The organism is Sphingomonas sp. (genome assembly GCF_017304635.1).
Lineage (GTDB): Bacteria > Pseudomonadota > Alphaproteobacteria > Sphingomonadales > Sphingomonadaceae > Sphingomonas.
Genome location: NZ_JAFKMA010000001.1, coordinates 910,364 through 935,324, shown reverse-complemented (window position 1 = coordinate 935,324; position 24,961 = coordinate 910,364). Strand labels below are relative to the sequence as shown.

Here is a 24,961-nt window from a genome sequence, read left to right as displayed (position 1 = left end):
CGCACCGTGCGACGCCCCTCCGGCTATCGTCTTTTCCGTTGTTCGGAAGCGCTGGCCTTTGGCGGAAAACCCCGCGAAAGGCAAGTCTCGCGCGAAACTCTGTATCGCCGATCACGCGAAAAGGCCGGCGCTGGGTAGCGCCGGCCTCTCCCGAATCGTCCGCGTCAGGCGGCCGCAGCCGTCCGCAGGCGCCGCGAGCGCCGGATCGAACCGCCCATCAGGCCGAACCCGACGATCATCATCGCCCAGCTCTGCGGCTCGGGCACCGACGCCACCATCGAGCTCAGGATGAACTGCGAATGGATGTTGACCGGCACCAGGCCGCTGAACTCGCCCCAGCTCTGGTCCTGCTTGTTGTCGAAGTCGCCGTAATTGATGCCGAACGTGATGCCGAACGACGTGACGCTCGAAATCTTGCCGTCGATGAAGCTCGACCCGCCCGAATCGCCGGGAGCGGTGATGACTTCACTCGCGCCCAGGCCAGTGCCGCAATAGGGGCTGCCGGTGACGCCGTAATAGCCGGCGAGCTTGCACCCGCCATCGTTCAGCGTCGTGCCGTTGTCGAAGTCGGCGAGCCAGATCGACGACGTCTGCGCGGTCTTCGTCGTGCCGCGCAGCAACGACTCCAGTCCGCCGTTGAACGCGGAATCACCGATCTGATAATCGTAGGTGTTGTAGCCCTGACGGCGCACGCCCGTCCCGACGTTGGTGCCGACCGCGCCGCCGACCGACGACCGCCCGCCATACCCGGTGACATTGAACGTCTGGCCGCTCATCGGCCCGGTATAGAGGTCGTATCCCGTGGCATAGCTCGGCGCGAGATCGCCCAGGCGGAGTACGGCGATGTCGTTCTGATCGATGATTTCGCCGGTATATCCCGAATTGACGAAGTATTTCGACACGTCGATGGCCGTCACGCCGTCGCCGCCGAAGCTCGGGATCTTGTCCGGGTCGGTGCCGTTGTAGAAATAAGCGGTGGTCTTGACCGGCGCGGCGGTGCCCTGGCCATGGCTGACGCAATGCGCCGCCGTCAGCACCGACTGCCGATCCGACAGCAGCGACCCCGAACAGATCGCACCGGTGCCGTCGGCATATTTCATGATGAGCGACACGACGCTGCTATATTTGGAATCGGTCGCGAAATAGCGCGAGTCACCACCCAGCGTGGAGCTGTTGGTCGACGTCTGGCCGATGATCTGGCTCTGGGCGTTATAGTAGATTTCGCCGGCGAAGGCCGGCGCCGTCGTCGACAGGAACGTCGCACCGGCGAGCGCGAGAAGCATTGCGTTTTTCATGTCACCCCCTCTGCGCGGTCGAGTTGGATTGCCCTCGTTAACCGCAACCCCTGCATGCCTGAAAACATCGTTAATTTGCAATATATCGAATCTATCAAATAATTTGATATAAAGTGTCTCATTTCGGGATGTTCGGGATCCTGGTCGCGCGTTTGGTCGCAAATAGCGAAATCCGGCGAGCACCCTTGCCAGCGGTGACATAGCGACGGTACGCCGCCTCGTTTTTCGACAATCGAGGTCATCACGATGCGCGCATTCATCTTCCCGGGGCAGGGCAGCCAGGCGGTCGGCATGGGGAAGGCGCTGGCCGATGCCAGCGCGGTCGCGCGGGCGGTGTTCGAGGAAGTGGACGAAGCGCTCGGCCAGCATCTGTCGCGATTGATGTTCGAGGGGCCGGCGGACGAGCTGATGCTGACCGCCAATGCGCAACCGGCGATCATGGCGAACGCGATCGCGACGTTGCGCGTGCTGGAGAAGGAGGGCGGCATTTCGCTCGCCGACAAGGCCGATTACGTGGCGGGCCACTCGCTTGGGGAATATACCGCCTTGTGCGCGGCGGGCGCGCTCGACCTCGCGACCACCGCGCTGCTGCTGCGCCATCGCGGCGAAGCGATGCAGGCGGCGGTGCCGGTGGGCGAGGGCGGCATGGCGGCGTTGCTCGGCGCCGATCTCGCGACGGCACAGAGGATCGCCGACGCGGCGGCCGAGGGAGAAGTGTGCACCGTCGCCAACGACAACGATCCGTCGCAGGTCGTAATCTCGGGCGCCAAGGCGGCGATCGATCGCGCGATCGTCATTGCCAAGGATCATGGCGCCAAGCGCGCGATCGCGCTACCGGTATCGGCGCCGTTTCATTGCCCGATGATGCAGCCGGCCGCCGACGCGATGGAAAAGGCGCTGGCCGAGGCGCGGATCGACACGCCGCTGGTGCCGGTCTTCGCCAACGTCACCGCGCAGCCCGTCAGCGACGTCGATACGATCCGCCGCCTGCTGGTCGAGCAGGTCACCGGCATGGTCCGCTGGCGGGAGTCGGTCATCAACATGGCCGACACCGGCGTCGAGCGCTTCGTCGAGTTCGGCGGCAAGGTGCTGGCGCCGATGGTCAAGCGCATCGCCCCCGACGTCGACGCGGTCAGCGTGATCTCGATGGACGACATCGAAGCATTAACCAAGTCGCTGTAACGACGCCCTGGATCACCGTCGCCCGGCTGGACTGGGGTCTCGCGCGTTCTTTCACCAGAGGTCGTGGCGATGCCCGTTCACGTTCGGGGCGATGGCGATCAAGGGGACTTCGCAGCCGTCGAGGATGCGATCGGGGGAACGAATGACGGCACGCGCACCCGGCTATCGGCCGGATATCGACGGACTGCGCACGATCGCGGTGCTGCCGGTGGTGCTGTTCCACGCCGGGCTGGCCGGATTCGGCGGCGGCTATGTCGGCGTCGACGTGTTCTTCGTCATCTCCGGCTTTCTCATTACCGGTATCCTGCTCAGGGATATCGACCGCGACAGCTACAGCATCGCGAATTTCTACCGGCGGCGAATCCGGCGCATCTTCCCGGCGCTGGTGGCCGTCGTCCTGACCTGCCTCGTGCTCGGCTGGCTGGTGCTGACGCCGGAGGAATATGAGAAGCTCGGCCTGAGCGCGGTCGCGGTCGCGGCGTTCGTGTCGAATTTCTATTTCTGGAAATCGGCCGACTATTTCGACAATGCGCAGGCGATCCGGCCGTTGCTGCACACCTGGTCGCTGGCGGTCGAGGAACAGTTCTACATCTTCTTCCCGCCGCTGTTCGCGCTGCTGGCGAAGAAGCGACGGACGTGGGTGGTGCCGGTACTCGCGACGATCGCCGTCGCGTCGCTCGCGATCGCCGCGGTGCTGGTCTATCGTAAGCCGAGCGCGGCGTTCTACCTGCCGGTCACGCGGACGTGGGAACTCATGCTGGGGTCGTTGCTGGCGATCGCGCCGCCGACGATCGGCGGCCGGCGGACGCGCAGCCTTGCGGGCATGGTCGGGCTGCTGCTGATCCTGGTGCCGGTATTCCTCTTCACGTCGCATACCGTCTTTCCCGGCGTCAGTGCCCTGCCGCCGGTGCTCGGCGCGGCACTCATCATCTGGAGCGGAGCGGCCGAGCATGTACCCACGGTCGCCCGGCTGCTCGGCACTGCGCCGATGACCTTCATCGGACGCATCTCCTATTCGCTCTATCTGTGGCACGTGCCGGTCTTCGCGTTCGCGGTGTACCTGACCGGTGCGGAGATGGGCCTCGGGCTGGCGGCGGGCATGATCGCGCTCAGCTTCGTGCTGGCCTGGGCGAGCTATCGCTGGATCGAGATGCCGTTCCGGATCGCCCGCGCCGAGCGGCGCTGGAGCCCGGTCACGGCCGGATTGATCGGCATGGCGGTGGTGCTGGCGGTCTCGGGCGTGGTCGCGACGACGCATGGGTTGCCGTCGCGGCTGGGGCCGCGCGGGGCGATGCTGGTCGATGCTGCGCGCGACAAGGATCGCGTCCATCGCGAGTGCCTGAGCGTCGGTGACACGATCGTCGAGCCCGCCAATGCCTGTCGCCTCGGCACGCCGGGTGTCACGCCGACCGCGTTGCTCTGGGGCGATTCGCACGCGATGGTCACCGCGACCGCGCTGGAGGCGGCGGCGCAGGCGCGGCATGGCGCGTTCCTGTTCGCCGCCACCGCCGACTGCCCGGTCGGGATCGGCTTCGCGATCGATACCGGGACCGAGAAGGCGCTGACCGAGACGCCGTCCTACCGCTTCTGCGCGCGATACAATGCCGAGATGCTGCGGATCGCGCTGGCGACACCGTCGATCCGCGACGTCGTGTTGTCGTCGCGCTGGACCAACTGGCGGATCGGCGAGCCGGCCAATCCGGCCGAGTCGAAGGTCGACATCCGGTTGCGTGACGACACCGGCGTCGCGACCTCGGTCGCCGGCAACGCGACGATCTTCGAGCGCGGCTTCCGCAAGCTGGTCGATACGCTGGTCGCGGCCGGCAAGCGCGTGACGATCGTCGGCCCGCTGCCCGAACCCGCCTTCAACGTGCCGCAGCGCCTGTTCGTCGAGCAGTTCGGCATGGCCGGCAGCGCGAGCCCGATCAAGCTGGCCGACTATCGCCGCCGTCATCAGAATATCCTGGCGATCTTCGCCCGCATCCGTCGTCCCGGCGTGACGTTCGTCTGGCCGACCGATACGCTCTGCCAGCGCGACCTATGTCCGATCGAGTCGCGCGGGCGGCCGATGTTCTTCGACCACAACCATTTGTCGGTCGACGCGGCGAAGCTGACCGCGCCGCTCTATCTGCCGATTTTTTCGTGACGGGCGCGCACCCACTCCGATAAGGCGCTCGCTCACGATCCAACGAGCGAGACCAAACAGATGTTCGACCTGACAGGCATGACCGCGCTGGTGACTGGTGCTTCCGGCGGCATCGGTTCGGCAATCGCGCAGGCGCTGGCGGGGCAGGGGGCTCGGCTGGCGGTCTCGGGGTCGAATGCGGAAAAGCTGGGGTCGTTCCGCGCCTCGCTCGGCGGCGATCATGTCGCGTTGCCCTGCAATCTGTCCGATGGCGCCGCGGTCGATGCGTTGGTGCCGCAGGCGGTCGAGGCGCTGGGCGGCAAGCTCGACATCCTGGTCAACAATGCCGGGGTCACGCGCGACAACCTCGCGATGCGGATGAAGGACGAGGAGTGGGACCAGGTCATCCGCGTCAATTTGGAGGCCGCCTTCCGCCTGATCCGCGCCGCCGCCAAGCCGATGATGAAGGCACGGTTCGGGCGGGTGATCTCGATCACCAGCGTGGTCGGCGCGACGGGCAATCCGGGGCAGGCCAATTACGCCGCGTCAAAGGCCGGGCTGGTCGGCATGTCGAAGGCGCTGGCGCAGGAACTCGCCAGCCGCAACATCACCGTCAATTGCGTCGCGCCGGGGTTCATCCGCTCGGCGATGACCGACGTGCTGCCCGAAGCGCAGAAGACCGCGCTGCTGACTCGAATCCCCGCGGGCGACCTGGGCAGCGGCGAGGACATCGGCGCGGCGGTCGTCTATCTCGCCTCGAGGGAAGCGGGTTACGTCACTGGCCAGACGCTGCACGTGAATGGCGGGATGGCGATGCTGTGAGGCGCGCGCTCGCGCTGTTGGCCCTGCTGACGCCGGCACCGGCGCTGGCGGCGAGCGGGTCGGTCGATTGTATCGCGACGAAACTGGGCTCGACCGTCCTCCAGCGGATCGGCGACGGCGTGATCGTGCAATTGGAGCACGCCGGCAACCCGGCGCGCTCGCTCGATACCGACCGCGACGCGCTGCTCGCGGCGCGCGAGGCGTGTCGTTCGGCCAACCATTGGTCGCCCGCCGCGGTCAGCGCGGCCACGGATTACGTCCAGGCCCGCGCGACGCGAATGGGCGCGGAGGCGGCGTTGCGCCGCGACGGCATTGATTCCGCACGGCTCGCGATCGGGTTGGCCAGACTGGCTCCGGCGGATCGCCGCAGCTACCTCGCACAGATGAGCCCGGCGGCGATGGCGGTCGTCGACACCGCGTCGGCAGACAAGGCGGTGCGGCTGCGCGTCTGGATGTTCCTGGCCGCGCTGGCCGGGCTCGAAACCAGCATGAGCGAATTCGCCGCCGCGTGAACGGCATGGCGTGCCTGTCCCACCGCTCGCCCCCTTGCGCGGGCTCCAACCGCGTTCTACGTGCGTTCAGGAATTACCGGGGGGCGCCCCCGACAATAGAGGGAAGCTGACGAATGAGCGATACTGCCGACCGGGTGACGAAGATCGTGGTCGAGCACTTGGGCGTCGAGGCCAGCGCGGTCACGCCCGAGGCGAGCTTCATCGACGATCTGGGTGCCGACAGCCTCGACATCGTCGAGCTGGTGATGGCGTTCGAGGAAGAGTTCGGGGTCGAGATCCCCGACGATGCGGCGGAGAAGATCACCACCGTGAACGACGCGATCACCTATATCGACGCGAACAAGGGCTGAGCCCCGCCGTGGCGGTCCGCCGCGGCTTGACTGAAGAGCGGCTCCCCGTTCCCCGGACGATCCAGGGCGGGGGGCCGTTTCGCATTCTGACGACCTGCAACTGACGACCAAGGAAGTGGAGCTTGCCATGCGGCGCGTAGTCGTGACCGGCCTGGGCCTGGTGACCCCGTTGGGCGCCGATGTCGAAACGGCATGGGCCAATCTGATCGCCGCCAAATCGGGCGCCGGCACGATCACGCGCTTCGACGCGACCGATTTCCAGAGCAATTACGCCTGCGAGGTCAAACCGGCCGACCACGAATACGGCTTCGATGCGAACAAGCGCGTCGATCACAAGATCCAGCGCCAGGTCGATCCCTTCATCGTGTTCGGCATCGACGCCGCGGGCCAGGCGCTCGAGGATGCCGGCCTGACCGAGATGAACGAGGTGGAGCGGTATCGCGCGGGTTGCTCGATCGGATCGGGCATCGGTGGCCTGCCGGGCATAGAAAGCGAATCGCTGGTGCTGGCTGAGAAGGGGCCGAAGCGCGTGTCGCCGCACTTCGTCCATGGCCGCCTCATCAACCTGATCTCGGGCCAGGTCTCGATCAAGTACGGGCTGATGGGTCCGAACCATGCCGTCGTCACCGCCTGCTCGACCGGCGCTCACTCGATCGGCGATGCCGCGCGGATGATCGCGATGGACGATGCCGACGTGATGCTGGCGGGCGGCGCCGAAAGCGCGATCTGTCCGATCGGGATCGCCGGATTCGGCCAGGCGCGCGCGCTGTCGACGGGTTTCCGCGACGAGCCGTGGCGCGCCAGCCGGCCGTACGACAAGGATCGCGACGGCTTCGTGATGGGCGAGGGCGCGGGCGTCCTCGTGCTCGAGGAATATGAGCATGCCAAGGCGCGCGGCGCAAAGATCTACGCCGAAGTCGTCGGCTACGGCCTGTCGGGCGACGCCTATCACGTGACCGCGCCGCATCCCGAAGGGTCGGGTGCGTTCCGATCGATGGAAATGGCGATGCGGAAGTCGGGCCTCGCCCTGACCGACATCGACTATATCAATGCGCACGGCACCTCGACTCCGCTCGGCGACGAGCTGGAACTGGGTGCGGTGCGGCGGCTGTTCGGCGATGCGCTGGGCGATATCTCGATGTCGTCGACCAAGTCGGCGATCGGGCATCTGCTGGGTGGTGCGGGCGCGGTCGAATCGATCTTCTGCATCCTGGCGATGCGCGACCAGATCGTCCCGCCGACTCTCAACCTCGACAATCCGAGCGACAATTGTGCCGGCGTCGACCTGGTGCCGCACACCGCCAAGAAGCGTAAGGTCCGCGCTGTGCTCAACAATTCGTTCGGCTTTGGCGGGACCAACGCCAGCCTGGTGATGAAGGCGGTCGACGCCTGACATGCGCCGCTTCGGCTGTCTCGGGGTGGTCGTCTTGGCCGCGCTCGTCGCGATCGCGGCGTGGGGCGTGCACGATTGGGGCGGCCCCGGCCCCGCGTCGAAGAACCTGACGGTTAGCGTCCAACCCGGTGCGACGCTGGCGAAGACGGCCGAGCAACTCCAGAAGATCGGCGCGATTCGCTCGGCCGGCCGCTTCACATTGCTCGCCAAGTTGCTGGGCGGCGGCGAGGGGATCAAGGCGGGCGAATATCGCATCCCCGCACACCTGAGCCAGTCGGACATCCTGAAGCTGTTGCAGGGCGGACGGACGTTGCAGCGGTTCGTGATGATCCCAGAGGGGTGGCCGTCGATCCTGGCGCAGGAGCGGATCATGGCGGCACCCGAACTGACCGGCAGCATCGACGTCCCCGCGGAAGGCTCGCTGCTGCCCGACAGCTACAGCTATGATCGCGAAGCCACGCGCCAGTCGATCGTCGATCGCATGCAGCAGGCGATGGACGCGTACCTCGCCGCCGCCTGGGCCAAGCGCGCGCCGGGGTTGGTCGTCCACACCCCGCGCGAGGCACTGATCCTCGCGTCGATCGTCGAGAAGGAAACCGGCAAGCCGAGCGAGCGTGCGATGGTCGCGGCGGTCTATTCGAACCGGCTGAAGAAGGGGATGATGCTCCAGGCCGACCCGACGATCATCTACCCGATCACCAAGGGCAAGCCGCTTGGCCGACGCATCCTGAAGTCGGAGATCGAGGCGAAGAACGGCTACAACACCTATGCGATGACCGGGCTTCCGGTCGGACCGATCGCCAATCCGGGCCGCGCGAGCATCGATGCGGTGCTGCACCCGGCGGATTCGCAGGCGCTGTATTTCGTCGCGGACGGATCGGGCGGCCACGTCTTCGCCGACACGCTGGAACAGCACAACGCCAACGTCGCCAAGTGGCGCGCGTATCGCGCGGAGCACGGGATCTAGGCGAAGAGCGGCTCGACGACTGACAATAGAAGCGGGCGCCACGCTCGATAAGCGGAGATGGCCCATTGTTCGACCCGCTCGCGATGTTGGCCGACCGGCAAGCCGTCGAGGTCGGCCAGCGTCAGGTCGAAGCGCAGCGCCGCGGGTAGCGAAGCATAGTCACGGCCGGCAAGGCGTTGCAAATGAGCGCGAGCATCGGCGTGGCTCCAGCCGAGTTCGAGGATGGCGTGCAACGACGCGAAGTGGATCGTCACCGACTGAACCGCGCGACGATCGGTCGCGAGCCCGGGATGCTGTACGGCATAGGCATCGACCGTCAGCCGATGCGACGCGGCGAACAGTTCCGGGTCGCTATATTCCCGTTCAAGCAAGGCGCCATAGGCGGCCCAACAACCGGGCGACGACAGCATATACGGGTGCGTCGGTCCATCACTTTCGGGGAAGCCACCGCCGCATCCGCTGCAAGGCGACATCACCGTTTGAGCGAACTCGCTGCCCGCGCCTTCGCCTCGACTTCTTGCGGAGCGCCGATGCATACCCAGCTGCCGCCGACGCACAGGATCGGGTCGAATGCCAGCCATTCCGCTGCGTTCGCCTCGCTGATGCCGCCGGTCGGGCAGAAGCGGCACTGGTAGAACGGCGCGGCGAGCATCTTGAGCGCTTTCAGCCCGCCATTGGCCTCGGCCGGGAAGAACTTGAAATGGGTGAGGCCGAGGTCGAGCCCGCGCATGATGTCGGCCGAATTGGCGATGCCGGGCAGGTACGGAACGCCGCTCGCGATGATCGGATCGGCCAGCCGTTCGGTGAGACCGGGGGAGACGATGAACTCGGCGCCGGCGTCCATCACCTGTTCGAACTGCTCGGTGTTGACGACCGTGCCGGCGCCGACGATCGCGCCGGGCACTTCCTTCATCGCGCGGATCGCTTCCAGCGCGACCGGCGTGCGCAACGTTACTTCGAGCGCGGGCAGGCCGCCGGCGACCAGCGCCTCGGCCAGCGGTCGCGCTCGCGCCAGGTCCTCGATCACGATCACAGGGATCACCGGCGCCGCGCGCATGATCTGTTCGATACCGGTCATTGAGCATGCTCCTGCGCGAACGCCGCCGCGGCGCCGTAGAGGCCGGGCTGCGGATGGGTGATGAGGCGGACCGGAATCGCAGCCATCAATTGCTGGAAGCGGCCCTTGGCGGTGAAGCGCTCGGCGAAACCCGACCGCGAAAAGTGATCCTTGAGCTTGAGCCCGAGACCGCCGGCGATAACGACGTCCTTCGCGCCGTGGCTGAGCGCCAGGTCGCCCGCGAACGCGCCGAGCGCGAGCACAAACCGGTCGAGCGCGGCGAGCGCCAGCGTATCGCTGCCGTCGAACGCCAGCCCCCAGATCGCCTTGTCGTCGAGGTGGCGGACCGCCTTGCCCTCGATCTCCGCCAGCGTCTCGTAGATCGCGACGATCGCCGGCCCGGCGCACACGCGCTCGGCCGACACGCGCGTGAAGGTCTTGCGCAACCGCGCGATCATCGCATCCTCGAACGCATCGAGCGGAGCAAAATCGACATGCCCGCCCTCGGTCGGCAGCACATGATAGGTGCCGCCGGTATGCAGCACGCCCGCCACGCCGAGCCCGGTGCCAGGGCCGCAGATCGACGTCACGCCGTCGCGCGCCAGCGGACGATCGGGACCGCAGATGTGGAGGAAATCCGCATCGGGCAGTTGCGCCACGGCATGCGCCACCGCGGCGAAATCGTTGACGATGACGTAGGTATCGGCGCCGAGCCGTTCCGGGATCAGCGCGGGGCGGATGATCCAGGGATTGTTGGTCAGCTTGATGACCTCGCCGCCGATCGGCGAGGCGACCGACAGCGCGGCGGCGCGGGGCAGGGGGCGGCCGGCCTGACGCCCGAAATCCTGCCACGCGGTCTGCAAACTGGCATGCTCGGCGGTCTTCTGCGTGACGACGTCGCCGAGTGACACGATCTTGCCGTCCGCCACCTCGGCGATGGCGAAGCGGGCATGCGTGCCCCCGATATCGACCGCAACGACTTCCATCACAAACCCGCTCCCGCAAAGATCGCCGATGCGCCCTTTTCCGCTTCGTCGGCGGCACCGCGAAACAGGCCGAACAGTTCGCGGCCCATGCCCTCGGCCGCGGGCGGGGCGCCGGCCATCGGCCGCGCGGCCCAATCCTCGGTCGCGACCAGTGCGTCGAGCGTCCCGCGCTCGGCGTCGAGCCGCACCACGTCGCCGTCGCGCAGCTTGCCCAGCGGGCCGCCGCCGAGCACTTCGGGCGAGCAATGGATCGCCGCCGGTACCTTGCCCGACGCGCCCGACATGCGGCCGTCGGTGACGAGCGCCACCTTGAACCCGCGATTCTGGAGCACGCCGAGCGGCGGGGTCAGCTTGTGAAGTTCGGGCATGCCGTTGGCGCGTGGACCTTGGAAGCGGACGACCACGATGACGTCGCGGTCGAGCTCGCCGGCCTTGAACGCCGCCTGCACCTGCCCCTGGTCGTCGAACACGCGGGCCGGCGCTTCGATCACCCAGCGCTCGCGCTCCACCGCCGACACTTTGATGCAGGCGCGGCCGAGATTGCCGGACAGGATGCGAAAACCGCCCTCGGACGAGAAGGGCGATGCGGCGGGGCGCAGGATGGTTTCGTCGCCGCTCGCGCCCGGATCCTCCCAGCGCAGCCCGTCATCCTCGACCACCGGGCGCTTGCCGTAATCCGCGAACTCACCCGCCACGGTCAGGATGTCGCCGTGCAGCAGTCCCGCATCGAGCAGTTCGCGGATCACGAACGGCATGCCGCCGGCATCCTCGAACCCGTTCACGTCGGCCGATCCGTTGGGATAAACGCGGGCGACCAAGGGCACCGCGCGGCTGAGCGCGTCGACATCGTCCCAGTCGATCACGATCCCGGCCGCGCGCGCGATCGCCGGCAGATGGATCAGGTGATTGGTCGAGCCCCCGGTCGCGAGCAGGCCGACCGCCGCATTGACGATCGCCTTTTCATCGACGCACTGGCCGAGTGGGCGGTAATCGTCGCCGTCCCAGCCGATTGCCGCCAGCCGATGCGTCGCCGCGCGGGTCAGTTCCTGGCGAAGCTTTGTGCCCGGATTGGCGAAGGCGGCGCCCGGCATGTGCAGGCCCATCACCTCCATCATCATCTGGTTGGTGTTGGCGGTGCCGTAGAAGGTGCAGGTGCCCTTCGAATGATAGGCGCCGATCTCGGCGTCGAGCAGTTCCTCGCGGCCGACCTTCCCTTCCGCGAACGCCTCGCGCACCGCCGCCTTCGCCTTGTTGGCGAGGCCGGTCCGCATCGGCCCGCCTGGGATCAGGATCATCGGCAGATGCCCGAACCGCAACGCGCCCATCAGCAGGCCCGGCACGATCTTGTCGCAGATGCCGAGCAGCGCGGCTCCTTCGAACATGCCGTGGCTCAACGCGACCGCGGTCGACAGCGCGATCGTGTCGCGGCTGAACAGCGACAGTTCCATTCCCGGATAGCCCTGCGTCACGCCATCGCACATCGCCGGCACGCCGCCTGCGACCTGCGCCGTCGCGCCGACCTCGCGCGCCCAGACCTTCATCTGTTCGGGATAGCGGTAGTACACCGCATGCGCCGACAGCATGTCGTTGTAGGCGCTGACGATGCCGATGTTCATGCCGCGATCGGCCTTCATTGCCTCACGGTCTTCCTCGGTCCCGGCATAACCATGCGCCAGGTTGGCGCAGCCGAGCATCGGCCGCTTGAGCCCGGCGTCGCGTTCGCGCGCGATCAGGTCGAGATAGGCGCGGCGGCTCGAGCGCGAGCGTTCGACAACGCGATCGGTGACCTTGGAAACTGCGGGATTCATAGACCCACCTCGTCATGCCGGGCTTGTCCCGGCATCCACTGCGCCGAACACCCCATGGGTGCACGCTTTGCGGCACGGTGGACCCCGGGACAAGCCCGGGGTGACGATCCGCGCGCCAAATACGTATGCTCTACGGCGCCCAGTGGATATCGACCGGCAGTTCGGTATCCGCCAGCACGCGGCCGATCGGGTAGGGTGAGCTCGGCCCCTGCGCGATCGCGTCCTCGATCACCTTCTTCTTCGCGGCGCCCGTCACGGCGATCATCACTGCGGCTGACGAGACGATCGCCGCGCGGCTGAGCGTCACGCGGGCGACCGGCGCTTCGGGCGGCAGCGGATCGGGCATCACACCGAGCGCGCGACGTTCCTTCGGGCCGTTAAGCGCCTCGTCGAAATCGGGACCAGGGAAGATGGACGCAGTATGCCCGTCACCGCCGACGCCGAGCAGGCAGAGGTCGAGCGGCCAGTGCAGGTCCTGCATCAGCGCGTCGGCCGACCGTCCCGCCGCCTTGTAGTCCGGAGTCGCGGCCGGCACGATCGGCATCACCCGCGCGCCCTTGGGCAGGAACGTCTTCGCGAGCGAGGTCACGTTCGACAGCGGGTCGCCGAGCGGCACGATGCGCTCGTCACCGGGAATGATCGTCACCCGTTTCCAGTCGAGCTTGGCCTCGCTGAGCCTGGCATAGGCCGGCAGGGGCGTCTTGCCCCCGGCGAGCGCGATGACCGCCGCGCCGCGCGCGTCGATCGCGCTTTCGATGATGAACTGGATGTCGCCGGCGACGGCCTCGGCCATCTCGTCGGCATCTTCATAATCCCACCATTCGATTTCTTCGTTGATCGGCATTATCGGTTCCTCGTCGTGCTCCTGCGAAAGCAGGAGCCCAGGGCCACGGAGGCCCTCGCTTTTGGCTCTAGGCTCCTGCTTTCGCAGGAGCACAAGACCGTTAGTCGTCCTGCCAGGTCACGCCGTCGCGTTCGGTCAGCGCGATCGAGGTCGACGGGCCCCAGCTGCCTGAGGCGTAGCTCTTGGGCTTCATGTCGTTCGCCGCCCAGCCGGCGCGGATAGCGTCGGTCCAGGCCCATTGGGCCTCGACCTCGTCGCGGCGGACGAACAGCGTCTGGTCGCCCTCGATCAGGTCGAGCAGCAGGCGCTCATAGGCGATTCGGCGGCGCTTGCCGGCGAATTCGGCGTCGAGGCTGAGGTTGAGCGGCACTTCGCGCAGATGCACGCCGTCGCGGTCCAGACCCGGCTCCTTCGCCATGATGAGCATCTGGATATATTCCTCCGGCTGCAACCGGATCGTCAGCACGTTGGGCTGGAGCAGCCCGCCGCGCCCCGCGAACATCGAGTGCGGGACCGGCTTGAACTGGATCGCGATCTCGCTGCGCCGGACCGCCATGCGCTTGCCGGTGCGGAGGTAGAAGGGCACGCCCTGCCAGCGCCAATTCTCGATCTGCGCCTTGATCGCGACGAAGGTCTCGGTGGTGGACGGCTTGCCGAGTTCGTCCTGATACGACTTCACGATCTGGCCGTCGACCGCGCCGGCGCCATACTGGCCGGTGACCGTCAGATGCGGCACTTCCTCCGGCGCCATGATGTGCAGGCTGCGGAAGACCTTGGCCTTTTCGTCGCGGATCGCGTCCTTGTCGTAGCGCGCCGGCGGCTCCATCGCGATCAGCGCGAGCAGCTGGAGCGCGTGATTGGTAATCATGTCGCGCAGGGCGCCCGCGCCGTCATAATAGCCCGCGCGTTCCTCCAGCCCGACCGTCTCGGCGATCGTGATCTGGATGTTATCGATCCCTTGCGAGTTCCACACCGGTTCGAAGAACGAGTTGCCGAAGCGCAGCGCCAGGATGTTCTGGACGGTTTCCTTGCCCAGATAATGGTCGATCCGGAAGATGCGGTCCTCGGGGAAGACGCGCGCGACCGCGTCGTTGATCTCACGGCTGGAGGCGAGGTCGTAGCCGAGCGGTTTTTCCAGCCCGATCCGGACGTTGCCATGCGCCAGGCCGGCCTTTTCCAGCCCCTTGATGGTCGGCTCGAACAAGCTGGGCGCGGTCGACAGGAAGATTGCCAGACCCTTCGACGTGTCGCCGAGTTCGTCGGACAGGTCCTTGAAATGATCGGGCTGGGTCGCGTCGAGCGCCTGGTAGTTGAGGCGCTTCAGGAAGGACGCGATCTTGTCCTTGTCCTTGCGGTCCTCGGGCAGGAATTTTTCCAGCGCCGCCTTCGCGAACTTGCGGAACGCGTCGTCCTCGAACACCGTCCGCGCGGTGCCGGTGATCGTCATGTCGGCCGGCAGCAGCCCGTCCTCGTCCAGCCCGTAGAGCGACGGCAGCAGCATCCGTTGCGACAGGTCGCCGGTCGCCCCGAACAGCAGCAGTTTGTCGAGCGGCTGGCGGGTCTGCATGCGATCGTCCTTCGTTCGGTCAACGGGGCCGGCGACAGGCCCTAGACGGCAGGATCAGAGCGTCAAGCCCGCGGTGGGATCGAACCCCGCCATGATGTTGAGGTTCTGCACCGCCGCACCCGTCGCGCCCTTGCCGAGATTGTCCAATGTGGCGACCAGTCTCACTTGCCGATCGTCCGGCCCGGCGAAAACGTAGAGGTCGAGTCGATCGTTCGGATGCTCGTTGACCGCCAACAGCAATTCGTCGGGTCGGTCGGCATGAACTTTCACCGCCGCAGTGCCGTCGAAGGCGACGGCCAATGCGTCGAGCACAGCCGCCGAGCTCGGCGCATCCGGGAGGGCGGCGAGAGGCAGCGGCACCTCAACGATCATACCCCGAAAGGCGCGTGCGACCGTCGGCGCGAAGATCGGTGCGTGTTCCAATCCAGCGTGGCGCTGCATTTCCGGCACATGCTTGTGCTCCAGGCCGAGCCCGTAATCGCGGAAGGCCAGCGTCGCGTCGCTTTCGAACCGCTCGATCAGCGCCTTGCCGCCGCCGGAATAACCCGACACGGCGTTGACCGTCAGCGGCCAATCCCGCGGAACGATGCCCGCGCGCACCAGCGGCGCAACCAGAGCGAGGAAGCCGGTCGGGTAGCAGCCGGGATTCGACACGAATCGCGCACTCGCCACGTCGAAGCCAAGCTCTGGAAAGCCATACGTCCATCCATCGGCGACGCGATGGGCGCTCGATGCGTCGATCACGCGCGTGCGGTCGTTCGCGATCATCGCCACCGCCTCGCGCGCCGCATCGTCGGGCAGGCAGAGGATCGCGATATCGGAACTGTTGAGTGCTTCTGCGCGCGCGCCGGCATCCTTGCGGCGCGCGTCGTCCAGCGCGATCAGGGTGATGTCGTCACGGCCGGCCAGCCGCTCGGCGATCTCCAGCCCGGTCGTGCCGTGGCCGCCGTCGATGAAGACATGGACGCTCACGACAGCCGGTCCAACGCCCGCCGATCGACATAGCCTGCCAGCCGACGATCGGGCGCGACGCCCCACGCGACTTCGCGCAGTACCTCCAGGCATTCGAACGGCTCGCCCGCTTGCAATTCGACCAACGCCTCCGAATCGGATGACGTCGCGGCGCGGAGCGTTGCCGCCGTCGTCAGTGTGCACGGCATCGGCGCAGCATAATGCGGCGCGAAGACATATTCGGCCAGCCGGATATCGGCTAGATCGGGACGGACGGCGTTGTGCAGCGGGTCGATCGCGACCGATCGTCCGGTCAGCGCAAAACTCTTATGCGGTGGCGCGGCGGATTCGGCTTGACTCGCCTTCTCCCACAAAATGTCCGAATCCTTCAAGAAAATCTGCCCCTTCGGTGGTGCGGGCGACGAATATGTTGCGTTTGTCGCTGTCGTCGCGCTGGCGGCGCAGATAGCCGAGGCCACCCAGTCTGTTCAAGGCGCGCGTGACGACTGGTTTCGAGACATTCAGCGCCCGCGCCAGCCCACGCACCGTGTGCGGGCCCGGACTGAGATACACGACGAGCAACAGCGCCATCTGGCGATTGGTCAGGTCGGGTTCGCCGGAGCGAACATAGTCGACCAGCGTGTTCATCCATTTCGTCAGCGGGGGAGTGGCGAAAGTGGCGGCGACGTTCATGGTCTGGCTCGCATCCATTGCTGAAACAGGGGCGGGTCGGTGCCGTAACAACGTGCGCAGGTCGCGGTTTGTTTCGTTTTTGGCGGCAATTGTTACAGAATAGCCACGCTTTCGGGATCGTGCGGTCCGCGACGGCCGGGCGGCACAGGTTGATCGCGCGCCGAGCCTCGCTTATGTGCGCGCCTTCTCCCGCAATCACAGGCGCCGCTTTCTTCATGCTGTTCACCTTCCTGCTCGTCGTTCACTTCGTCATCGCGGCCGGGCTGGTCGTGGTGATTCTCGTGCAGCGGTCGGAAGGTGGCGGACTGACCGGCGGCGGCAGCCCGGCCGGGCTGATGTCGGCGCGCGGCGCGGCCGATTTCCTGACGCGGATGACGGCGATCCTGGCGACGGCGTTCGTCGCGCTGTCGATCGTGCTCGCGGTGCTGGCGGCGACGCGGCATGCGACGTCGATCGACACCTCGATCAACCGCACTGCGCCGGCCGCGGCTCGTGCACCCGCGCCGCAGCAGCAGGCGCCGGGCGGCGCGTTCGGCGATGCGGCCAATGCGGCGGCAGGCAATACGGCGGGGACCGGCAACCTGAGCTTCGGCAGTTCGCTGACGCCGCAGGAAAATGCCGCCAACCCGCAGGGCACCGCACCCAAGAAGTAACCGGTCCGCGCGACCCTCGCGGGCGGCGGCAATTTTTGTCGGCGCCGGCGGAGTCGCGTGCTTGCCGTCCCTCCCATTTCCAAGCTAGGCGTTTCCTCCCATGGCGCGGTTCATTTTCATTACCGGCGGCGTGGTTTCCTCGCTTGGCAAGGGTCTCATGGCGGCATCGCTCGCGGCGTTGCTGCAGGCGCGCGGCTATCGCGTGCGCATCCGCAAGTTCGATCCCTATCTCAACGTCGATCCGGGCACGATGAGCCCGTATCAGCATGGCGAGGTCTACGTGACCGACGACGGGGCGGAGACCGACCTCGATCTGGGGCACTACGAGCGCTTCACCGGCGTCGCGGCGCGGCAGTCGGACAATGTGACCTCGGGCCGAATCTATCAGCAGATCATCCAGCGCGAACGGCGCGGCGACTATCTCGGCGCGACGGTGCAGGTGATCCCGCACGTGACCGATGCGATCAAGGCGTTCGCGCTGGCCGAGACCGACGACCTCGACTTCGTCCTGTGCGAGATCGGCGGGACGGTCGGCGACATCGAGTCGCTGCCGTTCATCGAGGCGATCCGCCAGTTGCGCAACGACCTCGGCCGCGGCAATTCGATCAGCGTCCACGTGACCCTGGTGCCGTACATCGCGGCCGCGGGCGAATTGAAGACCAAGCCGACCCAGCATTCGGTCCGCGAACTCGCCGCGCTGGGCGTCGCGCCCGACGTGCTGGTCTGCCGGTGCGAGCAGCCGTTGCCCGCGAGCGAGCGCGCCAAGATCGCCCTGTTCTGCAACGTCCCTGCCGCCGCGGTCATTCCGGCACTCGACGCGAAGAGCATCTATGCGGTGCCGGCGCAGTACCATGCCGAGGGCCTCGACGAGGCCGTGCTCGACGCCTTCGGCATCGCGGCCGAGGGCAAGCCCGATCTCTCGAGCTGGGCCGACATCACCGACCGGCTGACCAATCCGGAAGGCGAGGTTACGGTCGGCGTCGTCGGCAAATATGTCGGGTTGCAGGATGCCTACAAATCGCTCAACGAGGCGCTGGTCCATGGCGGCATCGCCAACCGGGTGAAGGTCAACGTCCGCTGGATCGACGCCGAAGTGTTCGAGCATGACGAGGCCGACGTCGCCGCCGCGCTCGAACCGTGCCACGCGATCCTGGTCCCCGGCGCGTTCGGCGAGCGCGGCGCGGAGGGCAAGATCGCCAGCGTGAAGTTCGCGCGCGAACGCAACGTGCCCTATTTCGGCATCTGCTTCGGGATGCAGATGGCGTGTATCGAAGGCGCGCGGAACCTGGCCGGTGTGGCCGAGGCGAGCTCGACCGAGTTCGGCCCGACACCCGAGCCGGTGGTCGGCATCATCACCGAATGGATGTCGGCCGAGGGCGTGCAGAAGCGCGAGGCGGGGGGCGACCTGGGCGGGACGATGCGGCTGGGCGCCTATGACGCGAAACTGGCGGGGAACAGCGTCGTCGCCTCGATCTATGGCGGGACCGATATCAGCGAGCGGCACCGCCACCGCTACGAGGTGAACACCGGCTATCGCGAGCGGCTGGAGCAGGGCGGGCTCGTGTTCAGCGGGATGTCGCCCGACGGCATGCTGCCCGAAATCGTCGAGCGGCCCGACCATCCCTGGTTCGTCGGCGTGCAGTTCCATCCCGAACTGAAGTCGAAACCGTTCGACCCGCACCCGCTGTTCGCCAGCTTCATCGCCGCGGCGGTGCGCCAGAGCCGGCTGGTCTGACGGCCGAGTCCCGTTTCCGCACAGCGTCGATTTCGCGAAGCTCTTTTAAAAGCTGAACGAATCGTAAATATAGTCCTCGATTCGCCGGCCTGCGGGGGAAGCAGGCGGCAACGGGGGTATAAGAGATGAAGTTGTCGCGGCTCGTGGCTTGGATGGCGCCGCTGCTCGTTCCGATCAGTGCTCATGCCGGTGTCACCTTCAACGGTATCTGCGTGAATGGCGGTTCGACGACACAGGCGGCGTGCAGTTCGTCGCTGAGCGGTACCGCCGGCAATTCGGTCACGCTGAACGCGCAGAACGATGCGACCCTGAAGGTCAAGATCAGCGCGTGGCAGGCGAACCAGTCGACCGGCGCGATCACCTCGGCGTATCTCGGTGCCTATACCGGCGGGTTCGGCGTCACCGGCTCGGGCGACATGGGCTGGTCCAACTACCAGTGGGTCGCGGGCGGCGGCGGCCAGCACCAGATCGACAATACCGGCGGCTACACCGATTTCGTGCTCCTCCAGTTCAACAGCGCCGTCCACATCGATGGCGGCACGCTGAACTTGTACGGCCTCGACGGCTATGCGGACGACAGCGACGCCAGCGTATGGAACGGATCGGCGCTGACGCCGTCGACGTGGAACGGCGCGGTCGCGCTGTCGTCGATGCCGACGACCAACTGGTCGACGACGCTGGGCAATTCGAACTCGGGCTATCGCGATCTCAGCTCGACCGGCTTCTCACAGGTCTGGCTGGTCAGCGCGTCGGTGCTCAGCACCAGCCGCGACGACGGGTTCAAGCTCGCCGGCCTGGCGGTGACTCGCCAGATCCCGGCAGTGCCGGAGCCGGCGACCTGGGCGATGATGATCCTGGGCTTCGGCATGGTCGGCGCGAGCCTACGCCGCCGGGCCGCGGCGACGAGCACGGCGATCGCCTGACGCTTCGGCCGAGCGACCGCTTTAGAAATATGGAATAGCTGGCGGTGGGTGTCTTCGGGCGTCCGCCGTTCGGCCGGTCAGGGCTGTGTCGTCACGACCTTGAGCGCGCCCGGCCGGATGCGGAATTCGAGCGGCGACTCCAGGCGCTCGACCTCGCCGTCGAGCGCGATCTCGATCGACTCGCCGGCCGACCGCACCGTCAGCGTCTCGCATTCGCCCAGCGTCTCGAAGTCGAGTCGGCGTTCGGCCCGCCCGACCAAGGTCCGCAACGCGAACCAGATCAGCGCCAGCCTCCCGCGCCGCGACACGGCATAAACTGACAGCTTGCCGCCGGTCAGCGTCTTCCGCTGCCCGACCCGGCCCGCCGCCAGCGAATAGACGTTGTTGCCGACGAACAGCAGCGGGGTCACGATCGTCCGCTCGCCCTTGCCGAGATCGAGCGTCAGGCGATGATGCGGCAACCGCTCCAGCGCCGCCCACGCCGCGGGGAGCGCCGCCAGCCATTTCGGCCAGCCCTTCTCGTCCTGATGCCCTTCGCGCTCGCGCACCATCATCGGATAGAGCCCGACCGAGGCGTTGTTGACGAAGACGTGGCCGTTGACCTCGGCGACGTCGATCGCGGTCGCCGTGCCGGTCGCGGCCAGTCGCGCGGCGTCCTCCAGCGTGTCCGGCAGGCCGAGATCGCGTGCGAGATGGTTGAGCGTCCCGAGCGGCAGCAGCCCGAGCTCCGCATCCTCGCCCGCCAGCTGCCCCGCCGCGCACGCCGCCGTCCCGTCGCCGCCCGCCACCACGACGCGGCCCTGCCGCGCGCCCGTGGCGATCGCGTCGGGCATGTCCTTGCCATCCAGCAACTGGATGTCGGCGTCTGCACCAGTCGGCGCGAACGCGTCGCGCAACCTCGCCTCCAGCTTGTCGCCGAGCTTGCTGGCAGTGCCGCCGTTGCGGTTCACGATGACGGGGAGGCGAGTCATGCCCCGTGATGCGCACACAAAGATCGCGCACTCAATGATAAAGGCGCCCGGACCTCGCGATCCGGACGCCTCGTCGGCGCTCACCAAGGGAGGGAGAAAGCGCCGTAGCGGTTACGCGGCCTTGCTTTCGTCGGCCGCGGTATCGATCGCGGCCAGCGGTGCGCCGGTCTTGATCGCGATGCTCTTGGGCTTCATCGCCTCGGGCACTTCGCGGATCAGGTCGATGGTCAAGAGACCGTCGTTGAGCCGCGCGTCGTCGACGCGGATGAAGTCGGCGAGTTCGAAACGCCGCTCGAAACTGCGCGTCGCGATGCCCAGGTGCAGGAACGCCGACTGGTCGGCATCCTTGTCCTTCTTGCCCTTGACCGTCAGCAGGTTCTGCTGCGCGACGATCTCGATTTCGTCGCGGCGAAAGCCGGCGACGGCGAGCGTGATGCGATACTGATCCTCGGCGGTGCGCTCGAGGTTGAACGGCGGATAATTGTCCCCGCTCTGCCGCGCCGACGCTTCGAGCATGTCGAACAGGCGGTCGAAGCCGATCGTCGATCGGCGATAGGGAGTCAGGTCGAACTGTCGCATATGTAATCCTCCAGAAGAGCGATGACGGTTGCGCCGCGACCCCATGTGGGCATCGCGACACGACTGATTTGGGAGGGTTTCGAAGGGTTTCAAGATGGCGGCATCGACCGTCACCGCCGGTCACCTCCTTGAGAGCGGAGGACCAACTCGTCGACCCGCATGCGGAACGGTTGAGAATGACGAAGGGACGAAAAGGCCGCCGGCGGCTAAGCCGCCGTCTCGGAGCGACTACGCCAATCCGGTAGCCGATTTGGGCGATGCGCTGCGCGCACCGCGGATTAGCGTCGCTAATCCGCCCAAATGCAAACGACCGGATCGTTCCCGACCCGGTCGCCTGCGTGACGATTGCTCGTCAGCCCCCTTGGTGCCTCCGCCCGCGCGCCCTTTAGAGCGGAGCTGGAAGCGATTCCCCGAACCACGGCCTCTGACCTGCGTTTCGATGTGATGGTGTTACGGTATCGCCAGTCGGTTTGTCACCGGCAAACGCCGGGCGCGACTCCGATTGCCCCAACCCTGTGACGATTCCGCCACAGCAACCGCTCGGTTGCCTGACGCCGCCGCGCCCCCTAGAGCGGCGGCGAACGCGATCGAAGGACTTGGGCCATACTCCTGTCACGCTACGAACGGATGATCGCGCGGCGCTACCTGCTGCCCGGCAAGGGCGAGCGGTTCATCGCGGTGGTCGCCGGGTTCAGCCTGGGTGCGGTGCTGCTCGGCGTCTGGGCGCTGGTCATCGTGATGAGCGTGATGAACGGGTTTCGCGCGGAGCTGTTCGACAAGATCGTCGGACTGAACGGCCATGCCATCGTTCAGGGCTATAGCGGGCAATTGCGCGATTGGCAGTCGGTGCTGGCCGACACCAATGCGACGCCGGGCGTCACCAGCGCGACGCCGCTGATCGAACAGCCTCTTATGGCGACGCACAACGGTCGCGTCGAATTTGTCCTGTTGCGCGGGATGCGCGCGGCGGACATGCGCGCCAATCCGACGATCGCGAAGAACGTCGTCGTCGGCAGCTTGGCGAGCGTCACCCCGGGCAGCGGGCGAGTCGCGATCGGATCGCGCCTGGCGGAGGCGCTGGGCATCGATATCGGCGACGACATCACGATCTGGAACCCGTCCGGCCAGTCCACCCCGATGGGCACCGTGCCGCGGATGATCTCCTACACGGTCGGCGCGATCTTCACGGTCGGCGTGTACGATTACGACAAGGCCTATGTCGTGATGCCGATGGAGGATGCACAGCAACTGCTGCTGCTGCCCAGCGACACGGTCGGGATGATCGAGGTCAAGACGGCCAACCCCGACAAGGTCGGCGAGATCCTCGCATCGCTGCGCCCGAAGGTGCAGGGCCGCGCGGTGATCCGCGACTGGCGCGAGATGAACACCGAATTGTTCCAGGCGCTGGCGGTCGAGCAGGTCGTGATGTTCGTGATCGGCTGCATCATCATTCTGGTCGCGGCGTTCAACATCGCCTCGTCGCTCATCATGCTGGTGCGCGCGAAGACTCGCGATATCGCGATCCTGCGCACGATGGGAGCGACGCGCGGGTCGCTGGTGCGGATCTTCATGACGGTAGGGACGACGATCGGCGTGCTCGGCACGGCGGCGGGGACGATCCTGGGCTTTGCGACGCTGGCGGTGCGGCATCAGGTGCTGGCGCTGGTCGGCAGGATCACGGGGCAGAATTTGTGGGACCCGTCGATCCGTTTCCTGACTGAACTCCCATCGAAGCCCAACCCGGTCGAGATCGTCGCGATCATTCTGGTCGCGCTGCTGCTGACGTTCCTCGCGACGCTGTATCCGGCGTTCAAGGCGGCCGGGACCGATCCGGTGCAGGTGTTGCGTTATGAGTGATGCAAGCGAAGCGACGCACGGCCGGCGCGGCTTGGCCGCGTCCGACGGCGGCGCGGTACTCCAGACGACCGGGCTCACGCGGTCGTTCGAACAAGGCGGGGCGACGATCCACGTCCTGCGCGGCGTCGACCTGCAAGTGGCGAGCGGTGAGATCGTCGCGTTGCTCGGCCCGTCGGGCTCGGGCAAGTCCACCTTGCTCCAGGCGGTCGGCCTGCTCGAAGGCGGGTTCGGTGGGTCGATCCGCATCGCCGGGACCGAAGCGTCGCAACTCGATGCCGCCGCGCGGACGACGTTGCGTCGTGACGCGCTCGGCTTCGTCTATCAGTTCCACCATCTGCTGCCCGACTTCACCGCGCGCGAGAATGTCGTGCTGCCCCAGTTGATCCACGGCGCCGAGCGGGATGTGGCCGACGCGCGTGCCGACGAATTGCTCACCGCGCTCGGTCTCGGTCCGCGGCTGACGCACAAGCCGGCCCAGCTGTCGGGCGGCGAGCAACAGCGAGTCGCGGTCGCCCGCGCGCTCGCCAATCGCCCGCCGCTGATCCTGGCCGACGAGCCCACCGGCAACCTCGACGAAGCGACCGCCGATATCGTGTTGGCCGAGTTCCTGCGGTTGGTGCGGCAGGAAGGCTCGGCCGCCTTGGTCGCGACGCATAACGAGCGGATGGCGGCGCGGATGGATCGCGTGGTACGGCTGCACGAAGGGCAGTTGCAGGGAGACGCCGCATGACCGCGATCACCGACCTCCACGTGAAGGCCGCCGATGGTGGCGATACCGATCTTGGCACTTACGCCGGCAAGGTGCTGCTGGTGGTCAACGTCGCGTCGAAATGCGGGTTCACGCCGCAATATGAGGGGCTGGAGGCATTGCATCGCCGCTTCGCCGATCGCGGGTTCGAAGTGCTGGGCTTTCCGTGCAACCAGTTCGGCGCTCAGGAGCCGGGCGATGCGGCGGAGATCGCGAATTTCTGTTCGACGACCTACGACGTGACCTTTCCGGTCTTCGCCAAGATCGAGGTCAACGGATCGGATGCCGACCCGCTCTTTGCCGAGCTGAAGAAGCAGGCGCCGGGGTTCCTGGGTACGACGGGGATCAAGTGGAACTTCACCAAGTTCCTGGTCGGGCGCGACGGGCAGGTGGTCGAACGCTATGCGCCGACGACCAAGCCCGAGGATATCGCCGCCGACATCGAGAAGCTGCTCTAGCGCCGCCGCCCGAACAGCGCGCCCCAGATCGCCAGCGCGCAGGCGGCCAGCCAGAGCCACGCGCCGAGCAGGATCGGGCCGGCCGGCGCCCACATGATGTGATCGGTCGCGTGGAGCGAGATCGCCTCGATCATCCACAGCGCCGCGATCAGGATCGCCCCGAGCCGCGCCTCGCGCAGCCCATTCTTGCCGCGCGCGAACCAGCGGATCGCCAATACCAGCACGATCGCCGCGACGATCAGTACGACGACCTGGAACGGCCGCTTCTCCGCGAACGGCAAGCCGTGGGCGAACAGGAAATTCTCCGCCGCGGTCCGCACCGCGTACCGCGTGTTCAGTTGCAAATCGACCAGCATGCCCATGAATACCGAGGCCGGCGCGATCCAGCGGCGGTCGCGTCGCGACAGGCAGGCGAGTGCCGCCATGGCACAGCCGATCGTACCGACGAGTTGCGTGGGGTTCATGACTGCTCCAAAGGGACGGCG

General features: G+C 66.8%; 26 protein-coding genes. 13 read left to right on the top strand and 13 right to left on the bottom strand.

Features of this window, described 5'->3' with window-relative positions; genetic code table 11:
• Positions 1 to 164: 164 nt before the first annotated feature.
• Entirely contained in the window at positions 165 to 1,295 is a 1,131-nt protein-coding gene (locus J0I47_RS04735) for a trypsin-like serine protease (RefSeq protein ID WP_294045275.1), read from the bottom strand.
• 246 nt (positions 1,296 to 1,541) lie between these two features.
• Between J0I47_RS04735 and fabD the strand changes: the two genes are divergently transcribed.
• The 7 genes from fabD (at position 1,542) to mltG (ending at position 8,646) form a co-directional block, all read left to right on the top strand.
• Positions 1,542 to 2,477 carry an ACP S-malonyltransferase gene (fabD, locus tag J0I47_RS04730; protein WP_294045274.1) on the top strand — a complete coding sequence of 312 codons (936 nt, stop codon included), beginning with the start codon at positions 1,542 to 1,544 and terminating at the stop codon, positions 2,475 to 2,477.
• A gap of 142 nt (positions 2,478 to 2,619) precedes the next feature.
• Positions 2,620 to 4,623 (top strand): acyltransferase family protein, encoded by a 2,004-nt coding sequence (locus J0I47_RS04725; protein WP_294045273.1) that lies wholly within the window; start codon positions 2,620 to 2,622, stop codon positions 4,621 to 4,623.
• 60 nt (positions 4,624 to 4,683) lie between these two features.
• Positions 4,684 to 5,424 (top strand): 3-oxoacyl-[acyl-carrier-protein] reductase, encoded by a 741-nt coding sequence (gene fabG / locus J0I47_RS04720; protein ID WP_294045272.1) that lies wholly within the window; start codon positions 4,684 to 4,686, stop codon positions 5,422 to 5,424.
• Positions 5,421 to 5,936, top strand: a complete 516-nt coding sequence (locus J0I47_RS04715) for a hypothetical protein (protein WP_294045271.1) — start codon at positions 5,421 to 5,423, stop codon at positions 5,934 to 5,936. The genes fabG and J0I47_RS04715 overlap by 4 nt, the downstream gene beginning before the upstream one ends.
• A 113-nt stretch (positions 5,937 to 6,049) precedes the next feature.
• On the top strand, positions 6,050 to 6,286 hold the full coding sequence (locus tag J0I47_RS04710) for an acyl carrier protein (protein WP_294045269.1): 237 nt from the start codon (positions 6,050 to 6,052) through the stop codon (positions 6,284 to 6,286).
• Positions 6,287 to 6,413: 127 nt separating this feature from the next.
• Positions 6,414 to 7,679: a beta-ketoacyl-ACP synthase II gene (gene fabF, locus J0I47_RS04705; protein WP_294045268.1), complete on the top strand. Its 1,266-nt coding sequence runs from the start codon at positions 6,414 to 6,416 to the stop codon at positions 7,677 to 7,679.
• 1 nt (position 7,680) lies between these two features.
• The gene (gene mltG / locus J0I47_RS04700; protein WP_294045267.1) at positions 7,681 to 8,646 is read left to right on the top strand and encodes an endolytic transglycosylase MltG; all 966 of its coding nucleotides are present in this window, start codon (positions 7,681 to 7,683) and stop codon (positions 8,644 to 8,646) included.
• Here the strand turns inward: mltG and J0I47_RS04695 are convergent.
• The 9 genes from J0I47_RS04695 to J0I47_RS04655 all read right to left on the bottom strand — a co-directional run bounded on the left by J0I47_RS04695 (position 8,643) and on the right by J0I47_RS04655 (position 16,507).
• Positions 8,643 to 9,119, bottom strand: a complete 477-nt coding sequence (locus J0I47_RS04695; RefSeq protein ID WP_294045867.1) for a DUF5946 family protein — start codon at positions 9,117 to 9,119, stop codon at positions 8,643 to 8,645. The two genes, mltG and J0I47_RS04695, sit on opposite strands and share 4 nt — an antisense overlap.
• A complete protein-coding gene (gene eda, locus J0I47_RS04690; RefSeq protein WP_294045266.1) occupies positions 9,119 to 9,724 on the bottom strand; it encodes a bifunctional 4-hydroxy-2-oxoglutarate aldolase/2-dehydro-3-deoxy-phosphogluconate aldolase in 606 nt (201 codons plus the stop codon). The genes J0I47_RS04695 and eda overlap by 1 nt, the downstream gene beginning before the upstream one ends.
• Complete coding sequence (gene glk, locus J0I47_RS04685) at positions 9,721 to 10,689, bottom strand: glucokinase (protein ID WP_294045865.1); 969 nt, start codon at positions 10,687 to 10,689, stop codon at positions 9,721 to 9,723. Before glk ends, eda begins: the two co-directional genes overlap by 4 nt.
• A complete protein-coding gene (edd, locus tag J0I47_RS04680) occupies positions 10,689 to 12,497 on the bottom strand; it encodes a phosphogluconate dehydratase (protein ID WP_294045265.1) in 1,809 nt (602 codons plus the stop codon). The genes glk and edd overlap by 1 nt, the downstream gene beginning before the upstream one ends.
• A 130-nt stretch (positions 12,498 to 12,627) precedes the next feature.
• Positions 12,628 to 13,341 (bottom strand): 6-phosphogluconolactonase, encoded by a 714-nt coding sequence (gene pgl / locus J0I47_RS04675; RefSeq protein ID WP_294045264.1) that lies wholly within the window; start codon positions 13,339 to 13,341, stop codon positions 12,628 to 12,630.
• Positions 13,342 to 13,441: 100 nt separating this feature from the next.
• Positions 13,442 to 14,908: a glucose-6-phosphate dehydrogenase gene (zwf, locus tag J0I47_RS04670; protein WP_294045263.1), complete on the bottom strand. Its 1,467-nt coding sequence runs from the start codon at positions 14,906 to 14,908 to the stop codon at positions 13,442 to 13,444.
• A 54-nt stretch (positions 14,909 to 14,962) separates the two neighbouring features.
• Positions 14,963 to 15,880 carry an N-acetyl-gamma-glutamyl-phosphate reductase gene (argC, locus tag J0I47_RS04665; RefSeq protein ID WP_294045262.1) on the bottom strand — a complete coding sequence of 306 codons (918 nt, stop codon included), beginning with the start codon at positions 15,878 to 15,880 and terminating at the stop codon, positions 14,963 to 14,965.
• Positions 15,877 to 16,251 (bottom strand): SH3 domain-containing protein, encoded by a 375-nt coding sequence (locus J0I47_RS04660; RefSeq protein WP_294045261.1) that lies wholly within the window; start codon positions 16,249 to 16,251, stop codon positions 15,877 to 15,879. The genes argC and J0I47_RS04660 overlap by 4 nt, the downstream gene beginning before the upstream one ends.
• On the bottom strand, positions 16,187 to 16,507 hold the full coding sequence (locus J0I47_RS04655; RefSeq protein WP_294045864.1) for a MarR family transcriptional regulator: 321 nt from the start codon (positions 16,505 to 16,507) through the stop codon (positions 16,187 to 16,189). The genes J0I47_RS04660 and J0I47_RS04655 overlap by 65 nt, the downstream gene beginning before the upstream one ends.
• Positions 16,508 to 16,770: 263 nt before the next feature.
• Here J0I47_RS04655 and secG point away from each other — a divergent pair, with 263 nt between their 5' ends.
• From secG to J0I47_RS04640, 3 genes are all read left to right on the top strand, one after another.
• On the top strand, positions 16,771 to 17,205 hold the full coding sequence (gene secG, locus J0I47_RS04650) for a preprotein translocase subunit SecG (RefSeq protein ID WP_294045862.1): 435 nt from the start codon (positions 16,771 to 16,773) through the stop codon (positions 17,203 to 17,205).
• 100 nt (positions 17,206 to 17,305) lie between these two features.
• Complete coding sequence (locus J0I47_RS04645) at positions 17,306 to 18,940, top strand: CTP synthase (protein ID WP_294045260.1); 1,635 nt, start codon at positions 17,306 to 17,308, stop codon at positions 18,938 to 18,940.
• A 131-nt stretch (positions 18,941 to 19,071) separates the two neighbouring features.
• A complete protein-coding gene (locus tag J0I47_RS04640; RefSeq protein ID WP_294045259.1) occupies positions 19,072 to 19,863 on the top strand; it encodes a PEPxxWA-CTERM sorting domain-containing protein in 792 nt (263 codons plus the stop codon).
• Positions 19,864 to 19,940: 77 nt separating this feature from the next.
• On the opposite strand, the gene J0I47_RS04635 is transcribed toward J0I47_RS04640, so the two are convergent.
• The gene (locus J0I47_RS04635) at positions 19,941 to 20,834 is read right to left on the bottom strand and encodes a diacylglycerol kinase family protein (protein WP_294045258.1); all 894 of its coding nucleotides are present in this window, start codon (positions 20,832 to 20,834) and stop codon (positions 19,941 to 19,943) included.
• A 111-nt stretch (positions 20,835 to 20,945) separates the two neighbouring features.
• On the bottom strand, positions 20,946 to 21,413 hold the full coding sequence (locus J0I47_RS04630; RefSeq protein WP_294045257.1) for an Hsp20 family protein: 468 nt from the start codon (positions 21,411 to 21,413) through the stop codon (positions 20,946 to 20,948).
• A gap of 603 nt (positions 21,414 to 22,016) precedes the next feature.
• Here J0I47_RS04630 and J0I47_RS04625 point away from each other — a divergent pair.
• From J0I47_RS04625 to J0I47_RS04615, 3 genes are read left to right on the top strand one after another with little or no spacing between them, the layout of a single operon-like run.
• Positions 22,017 to 23,270, top strand: coding sequence for a lipoprotein-releasing ABC transporter permease subunit (locus J0I47_RS04625; protein WP_294045860.1), 1,254 nt, complete (start codon positions 22,017 to 22,019; stop codon positions 23,268 to 23,270).
• On the top strand, positions 23,263 to 24,000 hold the full coding sequence (locus J0I47_RS04620; protein ID WP_294045256.1) for an ABC transporter ATP-binding protein: 738 nt from the start codon (positions 23,263 to 23,265) through the stop codon (positions 23,998 to 24,000). Before J0I47_RS04625 ends, J0I47_RS04620 begins: the two co-directional genes overlap by 8 nt.
• Positions 23,997 to 24,476, top strand: coding sequence for a glutathione peroxidase (locus J0I47_RS04615; RefSeq protein ID WP_294045255.1), 480 nt, complete (start codon positions 23,997 to 23,999; stop codon positions 24,474 to 24,476). Before J0I47_RS04620 ends, J0I47_RS04615 begins: the two co-directional genes overlap by 4 nt.
• Here J0I47_RS04615 and J0I47_RS04610 read toward each other — a convergent pair.
• The gene (locus J0I47_RS04610; protein WP_294045254.1) at positions 24,473 to 24,940 is read right to left on the bottom strand and encodes a hypothetical protein; all 468 of its coding nucleotides are present in this window, start codon (positions 24,938 to 24,940) and stop codon (positions 24,473 to 24,475) included. The genes J0I47_RS04615 and J0I47_RS04610 overlap by 4 nt on opposite strands.
• Positions 24,941 to 24,961: the final 21 nt, after the last annotated feature.

Coding starts and splice junctions, on each gene's coding strand:
- J0I47_RS04735 (WP_294045275.1), bottom strand. CDS start 1,295: ATGAAAAACGCAATGCTTCTCGCGCTCGCCGGTGCGACGTTCCTGTCG.
- fabD (WP_294045274.1), top strand. CDS start 1,542: ATGCGCGCATTCATCTTCCCGGGGCAGGGCAGCCAGGCGGTCGGCATG.
- J0I47_RS04725 (WP_294045273.1), top strand. CDS start 2,620: ATGACGGCACGCGCACCCGGCTATCGGCCGGATATCGACGGACTGCGC.
- fabG (WP_294045272.1), top strand. CDS start 4,684: ATGTTCGACCTGACAGGCATGACCGCGCTGGTGACTGGTGCTTCCGGC.
- J0I47_RS04710 (WP_294045269.1), top strand. CDS start 6,050: ATGAGCGATACTGCCGACCGGGTGACGAAGATCGTGGTCGAGCACTTG.
- fabF (WP_294045268.1), top strand. CDS start 6,414: ATGCGGCGCGTAGTCGTGACCGGCCTGGGCCTGGTGACCCCGTTGGGC.
- mltG (WP_294045267.1), top strand. CDS start 7,681: ATGCGCCGCTTCGGCTGTCTCGGGGTGGTCGTCTTGGCCGCGCTCGTC.
- J0I47_RS04695 (WP_294045867.1), bottom strand. CDS start 9,119: ATGTCGCCTTGCAGCGGATGCGGCGGTGGCTTCCCCGAAAGTGATGGA.
- eda (WP_294045266.1), bottom strand. CDS start 9,724: ATGACCGGTATCGAACAGATCATGCGCGCGGCGCCGGTGATCCCTGTG.
- glk (WP_294045865.1), bottom strand. CDS start 10,689: ATGGAAGTCGTTGCGGTCGATATCGGGGGCACGCATGCCCGCTTCGCC.
- edd (WP_294045265.1), bottom strand. CDS start 12,497: ATGAATCCCGCAGTTTCCAAGGTCACCGATCGCGTTGTCGAACGCTCG.
- pgl (WP_294045264.1), bottom strand. CDS start 13,341: ATGCCGATCAACGAAGAAATCGAATGGTGGGATTATGAAGATGCCGAC.
- zwf (WP_294045263.1), bottom strand. CDS start 14,908: ATGCAGACCCGCCAGCCGCTCGACAAACTGCTGCTGTTCGGGGCGACC.
- J0I47_RS04655 (WP_294045864.1), bottom strand. CDS start 16,507: ATGAACACGCTGGTCGACTATGTTCGCTCCGGCGAACCCGACCTGACC.
- J0I47_RS04645 (WP_294045260.1), top strand. CDS start 17,306: ATGGCGCGGTTCATTTTCATTACCGGCGGCGTGGTTTCCTCGCTTGGC.
- J0I47_RS04635 (WP_294045258.1), bottom strand. CDS start 20,834: ATGACTCGCCTCCCCGTCATCGTGAACCGCAACGGCGGCACTGCCAGC.
- J0I47_RS04630 (WP_294045257.1), bottom strand. CDS start 21,413: ATGCGACAGTTCGACCTGACTCCCTATCGCCGATCGACGATCGGCTTC.
- J0I47_RS04620 (WP_294045256.1), top strand. CDS start 23,263: ATGAGTGATGCAAGCGAAGCGACGCACGGCCGGCGCGGCTTGGCCGCG.
- J0I47_RS04615 (WP_294045255.1), top strand. CDS start 23,997: ATGACCGCGATCACCGACCTCCACGTGAAGGCCGCCGATGGTGGCGAT.
- J0I47_RS04610 (WP_294045254.1), bottom strand. CDS start 24,940: ATGAACCCCACGCAACTCGTCGGTACGATCGGCTGTGCCATGGCGGCA.